Source organism: Agromyces sp. NPDC056523 (assembly GCF_042794545.1).
GTDB lineage: Bacteria > Actinomycetota > Actinomycetes > Actinomycetales > Microbacteriaceae > Agromyces.
This window is the reverse complement of the sequence record NZ_JBHTTM010000003.1, coordinates 366,992-382,397: the sequence shown is the minus strand read 5'-3', so window position 1 is coordinate 382,397 and position 15,406 is coordinate 366,992. Positions and strand designations below refer to the sequence as shown.

Genomic DNA, 15,406 nt, shown 5'->3' with positions numbered 1-15,406 from the left:
TCCTCTCACGTGTCGCGGGGGTCATCCTCCCACATCGCCGATGCGAGGCGACTGAGTCCCGGCGGGCCAGTGCCGCGCTCCGGAGTCTCCCGCGACGTCACTGGTACGATCCCTTCCATGCTTCCGAGGCCTCAGGGCACGCTCATCGTGCTGCCCGCGTTCAACGAGGAGGCCTCGGTCGGACCGGTCCTGCACGAGATCCAGCTCGCGATGCCGGGGGTTCCCTGCCTGGTGGTCGACGACGGGTCGACTGATGCCACGGCCGATCGCGCGCGCGCTGCGGGCGCCACCGTGCTGCAGCTGCCGTTCAACCTGGGCGTCGGCGGGGCGATGCGGGCGGGCTTCCGGTACGCCGAGGACGAGGGCTACCGCACGGTCGTCCAGCTCGACGCCGACGGCCAGCACGATCCTGCCGAGGTTCCCGAGCTCATCGCGGCCCTCGACGAGGCCGACATCGCGATCGGCGCACGGTTCGCCGGCAAGGGCTCGTACTCGACGCGGGGGCCGCGCCGCTGGGCGATGCTCGTGCTGTCGCGCGTGATCAGCGGGATCAGCCGCACGCGACTGACCGACACCACGAGCGGCTTCAAGGCCAACGGACCGAGGGCGATCGCGCTGTTCGCCCAGCACTACCCGGCCGAGTACCTCGGCGACACGGTCGAAGCCCTGGTCATCGCCGCGAGGGCGGGCCTGCGCATTCGGCAGGTCCCCGTCGCGATGCGGCCTCGTCAGGGCGGCGAGCCCTCGCACCGGCCCGTCAAGGCCGCCGTGTACCTCGTCCGCGCGTTCGTGGCGCTCGGGTTCGCGCTGCTGCGACCGCGTGTGATCATCCCCGAGAGCGGAGGCAGCCGATGAGCACGGGCACCTACCTGCTGGGAGTGGTCGCGTCGGTCATCGCATTCGCTGCGGTGGTGGAGCTGCTGCGTCGCCGTCGTCTCCGCGAGCGGCACGCGGTCTGGTGGTTCATCGCGGCGCTCGGCGCGCTCGTCGTCGGCATCTTCCCATCGACGCTGACCTGGGCTGCCGACATGCTGAGCGTCGAGGTCCCGACCAACCTCGTCTTCTTCGTCAGCATCGTCATCCTGTTCCTCGTCAGCCTCCAGCACGCCGGTGAGCTCACCGACCTGGAGGACCGCACGAGGACCCTCGCCGAGGAGGTCGCGCTGCAACGGGTAAAGTTGGAGCGCCTCGACGGCGCGTCGCGACCCGACGACGCCGAGACGGACTCCCCCGACTGATCGCCGCCGCACGCCCCCACGCGGGCACGCGGCCGGAAAGGACACGACCGTGACAACGATCGCTGCGAGCGCCGACGTCGCCGACGACGCGACCATCGGCGAGGGAAGCAAGGTCTGGCACCTCGCCCAGGTGCGCGAAGGCGCTCGCCTCGGCGAGAACTGCATCGTCGGCCGCGGTGCCTACATCGGCAGCGGCGTCGTCATGGGCGACAACTGCAAGGTGCAGAACTACGCGCTGGTCTACGAGCCGGCCGAGCTCGGCCAGGGCGTCTTCATCGGTCCCGCGGTCGTGCTGACCAATGACACCTACCCGCGCGCGGTGGCCCCCGACGGGTCGCTGAAGAGCGCCCACGACTGGACGCCGGTCGGCGTGACCATCCGCGACGGCGCCTCGATCGGGGCTCGCGCGGTGTGCGTGGCGCCGGTCACCATCGGCCGGTGGGCGACGGTCGCCGCCGGTGCGGTGGTCACCAAGGACGTGCCCGACTTCGCGCTCGTCGCCGGCGTCCCCGCCCGGCGCGTCCGCTGGGTCGGCAAGGCCGGCGTGCCGCTCGATCAGGACGGCGACGCGTGGGTGTGCCCCGAGACGGGCGAACGGTACATCGAAGACGCAGGGATCCTGCGGGAGGAGCAGTCATGAGCGAGTTCATCCCGGCCGCCAAGCCGATCGTCGGCGAGGAGGAGCGCGCCGCGGTCGACGCGGTGCTCGCCTCGGGCATGCTGGCGCAGGGCGCCGAGGTCGCCACGTTCGAGCAGGAGTTCTCCGAGGTGCTGCTCGACGGCCGCGCCGTCGTCGCGGTGAACTCCGGCACCGCCGGCCAGCACCTCGGCCTCCTCGCGTCGGGCATCGGCCCGGGCGACGAGGTGATCGTGCCGTCGTTCACGTTCGCCGCGACCGCCAACTCGGTCGCGCTGACGGGCGCGACGCCGGTCTTCGCGGACATCGAGCCGAACCACTTCAACCTCGACCCGGCCGATGTCGCATCCCGCATCACCGGACGTACGGTCGGCATCATGCCCGTGCACCTGTACGGCCACCCGGCGAACATGACGGCGTTCGAAGAGCTCGCGGCCGAGCACGGCCTGGCCCTCTTCGAGGACGCCGCGCAGGCGCACGGCGCGAGCCTCGACGGCCGCAAGGTCGGCACCTTCGGCCGCTTCGCGATGTTCAGCCTCTACCCGACGAAGAACATGACGAGCGGTGAGGGCGGCATGGTGTCGACCGGCGAGGCCGACGTCGAGCGGATGCTGCGACTCCTGCGCAACCAGGGCATGGAGAAGCAGTACGAGAACGAGGTCGTCGGCTTCAATGCGCGCATGACGAACATCCACGCCGCCATCGGCCGCGTGCAGCTGACGAAGGTGCTCGGCTGGACCGAGACGCGCCGGCGCAATGCGGCGTTCCTCGACGCGAACCTCGAGGGCGTCGTGACGCCGCAAGTCGCCGCCGGCGCCGAGCACGTCTACCACCAGTACACGATCCGCGTTCCGGAGGACCGTGACGGCTTCGCCGTGGCGCTCCGCGAGCAGTACCAGATCGGTTCGGGCGTGTACTACCCGATCCCCAACCACCGGCTCCCCTCGTTCGGCCTCGAACTCGACCTGCCCGAGACCGAGCGCGCCGCCCGCGAGGTGCTCTCGCTGCCGGTCCACCCCTCGCTCGCCGAGGCCGACCTCGAGCGCATCGTCACGGCCGTGAACGAGCTCGCGAAGGCGGGTGCGTGATGGCGGAACTGCGGATCGGCGTCATCGGCCTGGGCATGATGGGCCGACACCACGTGCGCGTCACGCGCGAGGTCGAGGGCGTCCGCCTGGTCGCCGTGGCCGACGCGCAGGGCGACCCGCACGGCGTCGCGGGCGGGCTCCCGGTGCTCGAGTCGGTCGCCGCCCTGATCGAGCAGGGCATCGATGCCGCCGTGGTCGCGGTGCCGACCGGCTACCACGAGGCCGTCGCGCTCGAACTCGCGCAAGCCGGCGTGCACACGCTCGTCGAGAAGCCCATCGCGAGCGACAGCGCCGCGGGCGAGCGGGTCGCCTCGGCCTTCGAGAAGGCCGGCCTCGTCGGCGCCGTGGGGCACATCGAGCGCTACAACCCGGCGCTGCAGGACCTCCGTCGCCGCCTCGAGGAGGGTGAGCTCGGCGACCTCTACCAGATCGCGACGCGCCGTCAGGGTCCCTTTCCGGCTCGCATCGCCGACGTCGGGGTCGTGAAGGACCTCGGAACGCACGACATCGACCTCACGGCCTGGCTCGCGCAGTCGCGCTACACGAGCATCGCGGCACGCACGACGACCCGCAGCGGCCGTCCCCATGAGGACATGGTGTCCGCGACCGGTCAGCTCGAGAGTGGTGCGATCACGAATCACCTCGTCAACTGGCTCTCGCCCATGAAGGAGCGCATCACGGTGGTCACCGGTGAGCGCGGCGCCTTCGTCGCCGACACGGTGAGCGCCGACCTCACTTTCTTCGAGAACGGCACGCAGACCACCGAGTGGGAGTCGGTCGCGGCGTTCCGCGGCGTCTCCGAGGGTTCGATGACCCGCTATGCGCTCGCCAAGCGCGAGCCGCTGCGCTCCGAGCACGAGGCGTTCCGGGACGCGATCCTCGGGGCCTCGGCGAACACGGTCACGATGCGCGAGGGACTCGCGACGCTGCGCGTCGCCGAGGCCGTCGTCGACTCCGCCCGCACGGGCCAGTCGCAGTCGCTCACCGCGTAGCGATGGCGGGCGCCCCCCGAATCCTCATCGCCTCGCGCCTGTTCGCGCCCGAGGTGAGCGCCGGCGCGTTTCGCCTGCGCGCCCTCGCGCGGGGCTTCGTCCGCCGAGGGTGCCGTGTGCGCGTAGTGACCACGACCCCGCCGAAGACGGCACCCGCGACCGATGTCGCCGAGTCGGGCATCGAGGTGTCCCGATTCCCCGTGCTGCGGGACCGAGGCGGGAACGTGCGCGGCTACGTCCAGTACCTGAGCTTCGACATCCCGCTCGCCTTCCGCCTGCTCTTCGCCCGGTACGACCTCGCCGTCGCCGAGGCACCGCCCACGACGGGCATGGTCGTCTGGGTCGTCAGCGCGCTGCGCCGCAAGCCCTTCGCCTACTACGCGGCCGACGTGTGGACGGACGGCGTGATCTCGATGGGCGCTCCGCGTCTCGTCGTCCGCCTCATGCGCGCGATCGAGAGCGCGGTGCTCCGCCGCGCCGCGAGCGTGCTCTCGATCTCCGACGAGGTCACCGACCGGCTGGTCGAGCTCGGCGCGCGCCGCGAGCGGGTGACGACGGTCGGCAACGGCGTGGACACCGCGATGTTCGCGCCGGACGGACCCGCCAAGGACGACGGCGCACCCTACCTCGTGTACACGGGCACCATGTCGGAGTGGCAGGGCGCGGAGCTGTTCGCGAAGGCCATGCCCGCCGTGCTCGAGCGCCATCCCGACGCCCGCCTCCGGTACTTCGGACAAGGCGCGTCCGAGCCGGCCATCCGCGCCGAGGCGGCGCGCGTGGGCGACGATCGCATCGTGCTCGGCGGCGTCGTGCCGCCGGCCGAAGCGGCCGAGTGGATCCGCGGCGCGGCCGCCGCGCTCGTGAGCATCGTGCCCGGCATCGGCTACGACTTCGCGCGGCCGACGAAGACCTACGCGGCTGCGGCCTGCGGGGCCCCCGTCATCTTCGCGGGGACCGGCAGCGGCGCGGCGCTGGTCCGCGACCACGACCTCGGGGAGGCGGTGGACTTCACGACCGCCGCCGCGGCCGACGCCATGGCGCGTGCGATCGACGCGTTCCGCTCAGGCGGCACCGACGACGGTCGCGCCGCTCGCGCGGCGTGGGTCCAGGCCAACGCGTCGCTCGACGCGGTGGGCACGAGTGCAGCGGACGCCGTCCTGGCCTCGATCCGCTGACCGATGGCATCCGTCGGCGGCACTCGGCGAGTGCGGATGCGGCGTCGAGTACGCTTGAGCGTCGTCCCGAGAGGAACCCCCACCCCGTGAACACTGACCTGCTCGTCGTCGGATCCGGCTTCTTCGGCCTCACCATCGCCGACCACGCGGCCCGCGAACTCGGCCTCCGCGTCACCGTCATCGACCGGCGACCCCACATCGGCGGCAACGCCTACAGCGAGGACGAGGCGCAGACCGGCATCGAGGTGCACCGCTACGGCGCGCACCTGTTCCACACCTCGAACGAGCGCGTGTGGGAGTACGTCAACCGGTTCACCACCTTCACCGACTACGTGCACCGCGTCTATACGCAACACGGCGGTGAGGTCTTCCCGATGCCGATCAACCTCGGCACGATCAACCAGTTCTTCCGCTCGGCGCACGGGCCGGGCGCCGCACGCGAACTCGTCCGCGAGCAGGCGGGCGAGCTCGCGGGAACCGACCCGCAGAACCTGAACGACAAGGGCATCCAGCTCATCGGCCGGCCGCTCTACGAGGCGTTCATCAAGCACTACACCGCGAAGCAGTGGCAGACCGACCCGAGCGACCTGCCCGCCGAGATCATCTCGCGCCTGCCCGTCCGCTACACGTACGACAACCGCTACTTCAACGACACGTACGAGGGCCTGCCCACCGACGGCTACACCGCGTGGCTCGAGCGCATGGCCGACCACCCGAACATCGACGTGCACCTCGACACCGACTTCTTCGACGAGTCCCAGCCCTTCTCGAAGGGCAACGCCGTCGGTCGGGTGCCCGTCGTCTACACCGGTCCCGTCGACCGCTACTTCGACTACGCCGAGGGGGCGCTGCAATGGCGCACGCTCGATTTCGAGGAGGAAGTGCTCGAGGTCGGCGACTTCCAGGGCACGAGCGTCATGAACTACGCCGACGCCGAGGTCCCGTACACGCGCATCCACGAGTTCCGCCACTTCCATCCCGAGCGTGACTACCCGACCGATCGCACGGTGATCATGCGCGAGTACTCGCGCTTCGCCGAGCACGGCGACGAGCCGTACTACCCGGTCAACACGGCCGCCGACCGCGAGCGACTCCTGAAGTACCGCACGCTCGCGAAGCAGGAGCGCGACGTGCTGTTCGGCGGACGCCTCGGCACGTACAAGTACCTCGACATGCACATGGCCATCGGTTCCGCGTTGAGCATGTTCGACAACCGCCTGCGTCCGTTCCTCGAGGGGTCCGCCCCGCTCGAGTCGGGCGACGGCGAGGCGTGACCGAGGTACGCCCGCAGCGATGACCTGGTTGGAGGCCCTACCCGCGGTCGCGGTCGCGATCGCGCTCTTCATCGTCCCCGGCGCGCCGTTCTCGGTCGCGCTCGGGCTGCGGGGAATCGCCTTCCTCGGCGTCTCGATCGGGGCTTCGGTCGCCGTCGTCGCGGGCGCATCGATCCTCGCCCCCTTCGTCGGCCTCGAATGGAGCCTGCTGCCCGTCGGCGCGGCCGCCCTGCTCGCCGGGCTCGTCGGGCTCGCGCTCCGCCCCCTCGCCCGGCGACGCCAGGAGACCGGCCGCTCCGAATGGCGCACCCTCTGGCCCGCACTCGGCGGCGTCGCGTTCGCGGCCGTGCTCATCCTCGCGTTCCTGCTGCCGAGCATGGAGTCGCCGCGCAACCCGTCGCAGACGTACGACGCGCTCTACCACCTGAACGCCATCCGCTGGATCGCCGACGGCGGCGAGGCCTCGCCGTTCCGGATGACGATGACGACCCCGGGCTCGCCCTCCTTCTACCCGCTGACCTGGCACGGCATCGCCGTCCTCGTGCTGCAGGTCTCCGGTGCCGAGCCGGTCGTCGCGGCGAACGCGCTCGCCCTGGTGGTCGCCGCGTTCGCCTGGCCCGTCGCCTCGGCGTTCCTCACCAGGATGGTCTTCGGCGATCGCCCGCTCGCCGTCGCACTCGGCGGCGCGCTGAGCGCCGGCTTCGCGATGTTCCCGAGCCTGCTCGTGTGGTACGGCGTGCTCTACCCGAACGCGCTGGCCTTCGCGATCGTCCCCGTCGCGCTGGGCTCGGTGGTGGGCCTCCTGCGTGGCGGTGCCCGCGTCGTGGTCCGGCGCACGCCCGCCGGCGGCGAGCCGGATGGCGCGTCGTCCGATCCACCGCACGCCGAAGCTCCCGACCGGGCCGGCCTGTCGACCGTGGGTTGGGCCGCGGCATCCGTCGTCGCGGTCGGCGCTGCCACGATCTCTCACCCGAACGCCCTGTTCGCGCTCTTCGTGCTCACCGCCCCGCTGGTGGTCGCGGCGGCCGTGCGCGGCGTGCGCGAGCACCGACGACCGGTTCATCGCCTGCTCGTCATCGGTGGCGCGGCGGCGGTCCTGGTCGTCGAGGCGGTGTTCTGGTCGCGCTTCGGCACGGGCGACAACATCTGGCCGGCGGCGCGTCCCTTCTATGTGTCGGTGCGGGAGGCGCTGGTCAACGGCCCCCTCGCCCTCTCGGTCGGCTACGCCGCCACCGCGCTCGTGCTGCTCGGCGTCGTGGCCGCCGTCCGCCGTCGGGTGCCCGTCTGGCTCGTCGCGTCGTACCTGTTGACCGTACTGCTCTTCGCGTTCGCGAACGGCTGGCCCGAGGGGCCGCTTCGCACCGCGATCACCGGCCTCTGGTACAACGACGCCTTCCGGCTCGCGGCGCTCCTGCCGATCACCGCCGTGCCCCTGGCCGCAGCCGGACTCGTGCTGCTGCTCGAGTGGGTCGGCGCTTGGCTCGAGCGGCTCGCCGCCCGACGAGACGGGCGGCCGTCCCCGGCGGTGCGGACCGGCGTGGCGTCGGCCGTCGCGGTGCTCGCGGTGCTCGCGACCCAGTTCGGCGCGATCCAGAGCACACGTGCCGACCTCGAGGCCGCGTACCGCATCGACGAACGCAGCCCGGCGGTGAATCCCGACGAGCTCCGCCTGTTCGAGGATGTCGCGGACCTCACTCCGGAGGATGCGGTGATCGCGGGCAATCCGTGGAACGGCAGCGCGCTCGCCTACGCGTTCACGGGTCGGGAGGTCCTGTTCCCGCACGTCGGCGGACGATACACCGAGGCCCACTGGGCCGTGGCCCGCGGGCTCGCCGACGCCGATCCGGCCGCGTGCCACGCCGCGCAGGAACTCGGCGTCACCCACGTGATCGACTCGGACGGCCGCATGCTGTTCCTGGGCGATGCCCGAGCCGAGCTGTACCCCGGACTCACCGACCTGCCGCGCGACCCCGAGGGCCTGACCCTCGTGGCCGAGCGCGGCGACGCCAGACTGTACGAGGTGACGGGCTGCTGAGGCCCGCCGCCACACGAGGAAGAGAGCACACGTGAAGATCGCCGTCATCGCCCTGGGCAAGATCGGGCTGCCGCTGGCCGTGCAGTTCGCCTCGAAGGGTCACGACGTCGTGGGCGTCGACGTCAACCCGCGCACCGTGGAACTGGTCAACGCGGGCATCGAGCCGTTCCCCGGCGAGGCGCACCTCCAGGAGCAGCTGTCCGAGTTGGTCCCCGCGGGCCGCCTTCGTGCGACGACCGACTACGCCGACGCGATCCCGGGCGCCGACGCGGTGGTGCTGGTCGTGCCCCTCTTCGTCGACGCCGAGGCACGGCCCGACTTCGGGTGGATGGATGCCGCGACGCGCTCGCTCGCAGAGCACCTCTCGCCGGGAACCCTCGTCGCGTACGAGACGACGCTCCCGGTCGGCACGACGCGCGGCCGCTGGAAGCCCATGCTCGAGGAGACGTCGGGCCTCGTCGAGGGCCGCGACTTCCACCTCGTCTTCTCGCCCGAGCGCGTGCTCACGGGCCGCGTCTTCGAGGACCTCCGGAAGTACCCCAAGCTCGTCGGCGGGCTCTCCGAGGAGGGTGCGCGGCGCGCCGTCGAGTTCTACGAGGCGGTCCTCGACTTCGACGACCGCGCCGACCTGCCGCGTCCCAACGGCGTGTGGGACCTCGGCTCGGCCGAGGCGTCCGAGCTCGCGAAGCTCGCCGAGACGACCTACCGCGACGTGAACATCGGCCTGGCGAACCAGTTCGCCCGTTTCGCCCAGAAGTCGGGGATCGACGTGTACAAGGTGATCGAGGCGTCGAACTCGCAGCCGTACAGCCACATCCACCAGCCCGGGATCGCCGTCGGCGGCCACTGCATTCCGGTCTATCCGCGCCTGTATCTGTGGAACGACCCGGAGGCGACCGTCGTGCGTGCCGCACGCGAGGCGAACCTCGACATGCCGGACTATGCCGTCGGGATGCTCGAGGGCGCGTACGGCGACCTCTCGGGCGCCCGCGTCGTGGTGCTGGGCGCGGCCTACCGCGGCGGTGTGAAGGAGACGGCCTTCTCGGGCGTGTTCGACGCCGTCGCGTCGCTGCGGCGACGCGGCGCCGACGTGCTCGTGCACGATCCGCTGTACACCGACGAGGAACTCGCGGGCCTCGGCTTCACGCCGTACGACCTGGGCGACCCGGTCGACGCGGCGATCGTGCAGGCCGACCATCGCGAGTACCGCGACCTCGCCCCCGCCGACCTTCCCGGCCTGCGCGCGTTCATCGACGGACGCCGCGTGAGCTCACCCGAGGCGTGGGGCGACGGCGTGACCTACCGCGTCATCGGCCGGGCCTGACCCGGCGCACCGCCTCGCGGTAGACGGCCTCGTACGCGGCCGCACGGGCCTCGGGCCGGAAACGGTCCCGCACCGCCCCCGCGATGTCGTCGGCGCTGCGGTCCGCGGCGAGCGCGAGCGAGCGCTCGACCGCGTCGGCGTAGGCCGTGGCGGTCCGCTCCTCCACCAGGATGCCGTCGGGCTCGTCGACGAAGTCGCGCTGACCGCCCGTGGCTCCGACGATGACGGGCCGTCCGCTGAGCAGCGCCTCGGCGATCGAGACGCCGAACGTCTCGACCGAGGTCGGCATGAGGAAGAGGTCAGCGGCGGCGAGTTCGTCGCGCACGGCGTCCGGGGGACGCTCGCCGACGAAGGCCACGGCGTCCGCGACGTCCAGCCGAGCGGCGAGCGCGGCGACCTCGTCACGCATCGGACCCTCGCCGACCCAGGTGAGCCGCGTGTCGCGGCCACGTCGGCGCAGTTCGGCGACCGTCTCGACCGCGAGGTCGGGACCCTTCCTCGGGATGAGCGCACCCACGGCGACGAGACGCAGCGGCTCCTCGGCCGGCGGACGAGGGGTCGGTCGCGCCGGCGCGTCCACCATGTCGGGGATGACGTCGACCGGCCGTCCGAGACGGGACGACAACCGCTCCGCGAGCGGGCCGCTGACGGCCACCACCGCGTCCGGGCGCCGCATGAGCTGCATGGTCGCCGCGAGCCCGAGCCGCATCGCCGGACCGACGGTCGAGGTGTCGAGCAGCGCCGACCAGTGCTCGGTGTGCACCCACGGGATGCGGACGCGGACGGCGGCGAGCGGCAGCAGCGCCGATGGCGACATCGTGTGCACGAGGTCGTACCGCGGGAGTCCGGCGCGGAGCGTCCGGGCGGCGCGGAGCACCTGTCGGGGATTCGCCCTCGACATCTCCAGGCGTCGGACGCCGGCCGTGGCATCCGCCGGGCCCACCGCGCCGGGCGGATGGAGGTGGAGCACGTCCACGTCGTGCGCGCGTCGCAGCAGCTCGACATCGCGCTGGACGAACACCCCCGAGGTGGGTGCCGCCGCCGAGGGGAACCAGGTGGTGACGGCCAGGACCCTCACCCGAGTACGGTAGCACCGGGCCGGGCACGTAGAATCGAGGCCCGTGAAGGTCATCAGCGTCGTCGGTGCGCGTCCCCAGTTCGTCAAGCTCGCCCCCATCGCCCACGCGGCCGCCGCCGCGGGCGTCGAACACGAGATCGTGCACACCGGGCAGCACTACGACCCGATGCTCTCGGACGTGTTCTTCGAGGACCTCGGCATCCCCGCCCCGGGCGTCCACCTCGGGGTCGGGTCAGGGAGCCACGGCGTGCAGACCGGAGCGATCCTCGGCGCGCTCGACGCCGTGTTCGAGGAGCACGCGCCGGACTGGGTCCTCGTCTACGGCGACACCAACTCGACGCTCGCCGCGGCGCTCAGCGCCGTGAAGCTCCACCTGCCGGTCGCCCACCTCGAGGCGGGGCTGCGCTCCTTCAATCGCCGCATGCCCGAGGAGCACAACCGCGTCCTCACCGACCACGCCGCCGACCTCCTGCTCGCGCCGACCGAGGTCGCGGCGCGGCACCTGGCCGACGAAGGGCTCGCCGACCGCACCGTGGTGGTGGGCGACGTGATGACCGACGTCCTCCTCCGCGTCCGCGATGCGCGGGCGGGCGAGCCGGCCCCGCTCGTCGAGGAGCTCGGGCTGCAGCCGGGCGGCTTCTCGGTCGCGACGATCCACCGCGCCGAGAACACGGACGATCCCGAGCGGCTGCGGATGATCGTCGAGTCGCTCGCGGCGATGGACCATCCCGTGGTCCTCCTCGCACACCCTCGCGTCATCGCCCGCGCGCAGCAGCACGGCATCGACCTCGATGCGGGCTCGCTCGTCTCGCACGCGCCCCTCGCCTACCCAGACCTCATCGGCGCGGTGCTCTCCTCCCGTGGCGTCGTGACGGACTCGGGCGGGCTGCAGAAGGAAGCCTTCCTGCTCCGCGTGCCGTGCACGACCGTGCGCACCGAGACGGAGTGGGTGGAGACGGTCGAGCTGGGCTGGAACGTGCTCGCCAACAGCGCCGACGAGATCCGGTCGGCGGTCGCGCGCCCCGCGCCGGAGGCGACGGAGGCCATGCCCTACGGCGATGGCCACGCGGCCGAGCGCGTCATCGAGGAGCTCGTGCGCCGCTCACGCTGAGCCCGGCCGCGCGGCGAGCGCGTCGATCGCGCGACGCCAGACCTCGACCTGGGTCGCGCTCGAGAGCTCGCGCGCCGCGGCATCCGACGCCGCCTTCCACCGCCCCACGGCCTCCGCGTCCATGCGGTCGATCGCGCGGGCGAGGTCGGTGGTGCCGAATCCGTCGGCCACCGCGCCGAGCCCGTGGGCCTCGACGATCGCCGCCATCTCGGGCGACGGTCCGATGAGCACGCCGAGGCGCGCCTGGACGTAGTCGAACAGCTTGTTCGGCAGGGCCCAGCGATTGTTGAAGCTCGTCGGCGGAAGCGCGTGGATTCCGACGTCGTAGGCATTGAGCGTCGCCGAGAGTTCCGAGTACGGGACGGGCGCGTGCAGCGTCACTCGCTCGGACCGGCGCTCCCGCAGCTCGGCGATGAGGCTCGGATCGTTCTCGGTGAGGTACAGGTCGAGGGTGACCGGCGAGGATGCCGCCTCCACTGCCTCGACGAGGGCGAGGATGTTGCGGTCGCGAAGGCCCGCCCCGCTGTGCACGAGCCGGATCGGATCGCCGACCGGCCCAGGGGTCGCCTCGACGTACGGCGCCGCGTTGGTGACGACGTCCGCGTCGATGCCGAACACCCGCCGGTACTCGTCCGCGATGCCCTGTCCGACGGTCGTCACCGAGTCGGCCCGGGTCACGGCGCGCCGCACGAGCCACGTCATCAGCGGGCCGAGGAACAGTCGCCAGACGAGCACGTCCTCCTTCTGCCTCGGCGCGTACTCGTGGAGGTCGGCGTGGACGCCCCTGGCGGGCGCGAGGCGGAGCGCGATCGGGACGGTGTCGACGTCGTTCGCGAGCACCACGTCGAACCGGCGGCCGTCGAGCAGCGGCCATGCGGCGGCCACCGCCGGGTTGGTCCAGTAGGCGCGGCGGAAGCGGCGGAGCACGACCGACGGCTTGTCGTACCGCCACGCGGCGGCGTCGTCGGGCAGCCGGACGTGGTCGACGACGCCGTCGGGCCGATCGCCGTACCCGCAGGTGGTGACGTCGTAGTCGCGGGAGAACTCCTGCACCTGCTTCAGCACGCGGGCGTCGGACCGGATGGCGGAGAACGAGATGATGAGCAGGGACGTGCGGCTCACGCGCGAGCCTCCTCGATGATCTGGTCGACGCACTCGGCCCAGACGTGCACCTGTGCCTCGGCCGACATGGGCTCGGCAGCGGCATCCGCCGATCGCTTGAATCCCGCGACGGCGTCGCGGTCGAGCGAGTCGAGTACCCGTGTGAGGGCCTCGGCGCTGAAGTCGTCGAGGACGAGTCCGAGGTCGTGCGTTCGCACGTACTCCGCCATCTCGGCGGACGGCCCGACCACGACCCCGAGGCGCGCCTGGACGTAGTCGAACAGCTTGTTGGGCAGCGCCCACTCGTTGTTGAAGTTCACCGGCGGCAGCACGTGGATGCCGAGGTCGAACCCGTTGAGCGTGCCGATGAGCGAGTCGTAGGGCACGGGATCGTGCAGGACGACGCTCGGCACGCCGTCGGCGCCGGCGCTCTGCTCGGCGAATCGACGGAGTTCCTCGAGGTATCCGGGATCGTTGGGCGTCAGGTAGAGCTCGAGCGACACCGGGGCGGATGACGCGGCCACCCCCTCGGCCATGGCCATGATGTTGCGGTTGCGCAGGCACGCTCCGCTGTGCACGATGCGGATCCGATCACCGACCGGGCTGGGTTGCAGGTCGGCGTACGGCGCGGCGTTCGTGACGATGCGCGGCGAGAAGCCGAACTGCCGTTCGTACTCGCGCGCGAGGCCGCCGCTGACCGTGGTCCAGGATGCCGCGCGGGTCGCGTAGCGACGGGCGACCCACTCGTGGAACGGCCGGATCCGGCGGTTCCACGCCTCGTGCTCCTCGTGCAGGCGCGGCGTGTACTCGTGCAGGTCCGCGTGCACGCGCGCTCCTCCGGCGAGCCGCACGGCCACGGGAACGGCCTCCAGGTCGTTCGCGAGCACCGCATCGAATCGCCGGCCCGCGAGCGCGTCGCCGGCCCAGGCCACTGCCGGGATGGACCACAGCGCACGCCGGTACCAGTGCAGGGTGATCAGCCGGCCGTTCAAATCGTGCGCGGGGCGGTCGTCGGGGATCCGGATGTGCTCGACGACGCCCTCTGGCGCCGGACCGTATCCGCACGTCGTGACCGCGTAGCGGTCGCGGAAGAGGCGCACCTGCTTCAGCACGCGCGCGTCGCCCGCGATCGACGAGAACGACAGGATGAGCAGCTGTGGTTTCGACATCGTTCCTTCCTCGGCCGCTCGCGCGGCGGGTGTTGCGCTCAACGGGGCCATCCGACGTACCGGAGCATGCGTCGCAGGTCGCTCTCACGGGCGAGGACCGCCCACGGGGAGCGGGTCAGCAGGCGATCGGCCCGGTGCGCCGCGTCGTGGCGCCGCACCGCCTCGCCGACCGCGCCCTCGGGCGCCGCGTCGAGGACCGCGTCGAGCACCGCGCGATCGCGTCGCGACATCGGCGCGAGCGCGTCGGGGGCCAGGCGGAGCCCGGCGGTCAGGAGACCTCGGTAGGCCTCGAGGTCGCCGTCGGCGAAACCACCCGCTCGGGCGCGACGCAGGACGGCACCCATGAGGTGGATGCGGATCGTCTTCACGACGAGCGCCTCGCGACGAGCACCGGGCAGCGCCGCGACCCAGGGCTCCGCGAACAGGTCGCGGTACGGGCGGACCTCGTCCTCGACGTCCATGGGGGCGGCGGTCACGCGGTCCACCGCGTCGGCCCCGATCACGTAGCCGGGGTCGGCCGGGTGGAAGTCGATCCGCTCCGCGAGGTTCCAGAGCCGTGCCGAGAAGCCCGCATCCTCGCCGCTGCGCAGCCCGGCCGCGAACTGGAGCCCCAGCTCCCCGACGAGCGGGCGCTGGATGAGCGCGAGCGGCGCCGTCCGGTAGGCCAGGCGGTCCTTCACGGGGTCGAGGCGACGGTGACGGGCTCGCCGGCTGAGGGGGTTGGCCATCGGAGGCCCGTCCTGGTGGCGAAGCGGATAGAGCAGGACCTGCGGAGCGTCGGCGCGAAGGTGGCCCACGAGCGCGTCGATCGCGCCGGGATCGAACGAGTCGTCCGACCCCATCACGCCGACCCAAGGCGCCTCGGCGAGCGCGAGGCCGTGGTTGAACGGACCGGCGGGGCTCCGGATGCCGTCGTGGAGTTCGACCCAGCGCACGTCGGCGTCGGCGAATCGCTCGGCCGTCGCGCCGAACGCCGTCGCCGGGAGGTTGTGGCAGACGACCGTCACGCGGACGGGCGGCGCATCCGCCTGGGCACCCGGCGCGCCGACGATCGATTCGATCGCCCGGCCGACCGGTCGACGCGCATCGTGCACCGCGATCACGACCTCCGCGATGGGAGCACCGGCCCTCACCCGCCAGACCTCACGGAGCACACGCGACGATCCTAGCCGACGAGCGCGCGG

14 protein-coding genes are annotated in these 15,406 nt (G+C 72.1%); 10 read left to right on the top strand and 4 right to left on the bottom strand.

The annotated features are described in order from the left end of the window. The first annotated feature begins 117 nt into the window (after positions 1-117). From ACFQ58_RS12650 to ACFQ58_RS12610, 9 genes are all read left to right on the top strand, one after another. Positions 118-855 (top strand): glycosyltransferase family 2 protein, encoded by a 738-nt coding sequence (locus ACFQ58_RS12650; protein ID WP_376951474.1) that lies wholly within the window; start codon positions 118-120, stop codon positions 853-855. Further along, positions 852-1,238: a DUF2304 domain-containing protein gene (locus tag ACFQ58_RS12645; RefSeq protein ID WP_376951473.1), complete on the top strand. Its 387-nt coding sequence runs from the start codon at positions 852-854 to the stop codon at positions 1,236-1,238. Before ACFQ58_RS12650 ends, ACFQ58_RS12645 begins: the two co-directional genes overlap by 4 nt. A 49-nt stretch (positions 1,239-1,287) precedes the next feature. Next, positions 1,288-1,878, top strand: coding sequence for an acyltransferase (locus ACFQ58_RS12640; RefSeq protein WP_376951472.1), 591 nt, complete (start codon positions 1,288-1,290; stop codon positions 1,876-1,878). Continuing rightward, positions 1,875-2,963, top strand: coding sequence for a DegT/DnrJ/EryC1/StrS family aminotransferase (locus tag ACFQ58_RS12635; protein WP_376951471.1), 1,089 nt, complete (start codon positions 1,875-1,877; stop codon positions 2,961-2,963). The genes ACFQ58_RS12640 and ACFQ58_RS12635 overlap by 4 nt, the downstream gene beginning before the upstream one ends. After that, positions 2,963-3,955 carry a Gfo/Idh/MocA family protein gene (locus tag ACFQ58_RS12630; RefSeq protein WP_376951470.1) on the top strand — a complete coding sequence of 331 codons (993 nt, stop codon included), beginning with the start codon at positions 2,963-2,965 and terminating at the stop codon, positions 3,953-3,955. Before ACFQ58_RS12635 ends, ACFQ58_RS12630 begins: the two co-directional genes overlap by 1 nt. 125 nt (positions 3,956-4,080) lie before the next feature. Further along, positions 4,081-5,130 (top strand): glycosyltransferase, encoded by a 1,050-nt coding sequence (locus ACFQ58_RS12625; protein ID WP_376951469.1) that lies wholly within the window; start codon positions 4,081-4,083, stop codon positions 5,128-5,130. An 86-nt stretch (positions 5,131-5,216) separates the two neighbouring features. After that, positions 5,217-6,404 (top strand): UDP-galactopyranose mutase, encoded by a 1,188-nt coding sequence (gene glf, locus ACFQ58_RS12620; RefSeq protein ID WP_376951468.1) that lies wholly within the window; start codon positions 5,217-5,219, stop codon positions 6,402-6,404. A gap of 19 nt (positions 6,405-6,423) precedes the next feature. After that, a complete protein-coding gene (locus tag ACFQ58_RS12615) occupies positions 6,424-8,439 on the top strand; it encodes a DUF6541 family protein (protein WP_376951467.1) in 2,016 nt (671 codons plus the stop codon). 31 nt (positions 8,440-8,470) lie between these two features. After that, the gene (locus ACFQ58_RS12610; RefSeq protein WP_376951466.1) at positions 8,471-9,763 is read left to right on the top strand and encodes a nucleotide sugar dehydrogenase; all 1,293 of its coding nucleotides are present in this window, start codon (positions 8,471-8,473) and stop codon (positions 9,761-9,763) included. On the opposite strand, the gene ACFQ58_RS12605 is transcribed toward ACFQ58_RS12610, so the two are convergent. Next, entirely contained in the window at positions 9,747-10,841 is a 1,095-nt protein-coding gene (locus ACFQ58_RS12605) for a glycosyltransferase family 4 protein (protein ID WP_376951465.1), read from the bottom strand. The two genes, ACFQ58_RS12610 and ACFQ58_RS12605, sit on opposite strands and share 17 nt — an antisense overlap. A 43-nt stretch (positions 10,842-10,884) precedes the next feature. Between ACFQ58_RS12605 and wecB the strand changes: the two genes are divergently transcribed. Further along, positions 10,885-11,952 carry a non-hydrolyzing UDP-N-acetylglucosamine 2-epimerase gene (gene wecB / locus ACFQ58_RS12600; RefSeq protein WP_376951464.1) on the top strand — a complete coding sequence of 356 codons (1,068 nt, stop codon included), beginning with the start codon at positions 10,885-10,887 and terminating at the stop codon, positions 11,950-11,952. On the opposite strand, the gene ACFQ58_RS12595 is transcribed toward wecB, so the two are convergent. Genes ACFQ58_RS12595 through ACFQ58_RS12585 form a run of 3 tightly spaced genes read right to left on the bottom strand, consistent with a single transcriptional unit; the run spans position 11,944 to position 15,376 of the window. Continuing rightward, entirely contained in the window at positions 11,944-13,074 is a 1,131-nt protein-coding gene (locus ACFQ58_RS12595; RefSeq protein WP_376951463.1) for a glycosyltransferase, read from the bottom strand. The genes wecB and ACFQ58_RS12595 overlap by 9 nt on opposite strands. Then, positions 13,071-14,222, bottom strand: coding sequence for a glycosyltransferase family 1 protein (locus tag ACFQ58_RS12590; RefSeq protein ID WP_376951462.1), 1,152 nt, complete (start codon positions 14,220-14,222; stop codon positions 13,071-13,073). The genes ACFQ58_RS12595 and ACFQ58_RS12590 overlap by 4 nt, the downstream gene beginning before the upstream one ends. Before the next feature lie 38 nt (positions 14,223-14,260). Further along, on the bottom strand, positions 14,261-15,376 hold the full coding sequence (locus ACFQ58_RS12585) for a glycosyltransferase (RefSeq protein ID WP_376951461.1): 1,116 nt from the start codon (positions 15,374-15,376) through the stop codon (positions 14,261-14,263). Positions 15,377-15,406 lie beyond the last annotated feature (30 nt).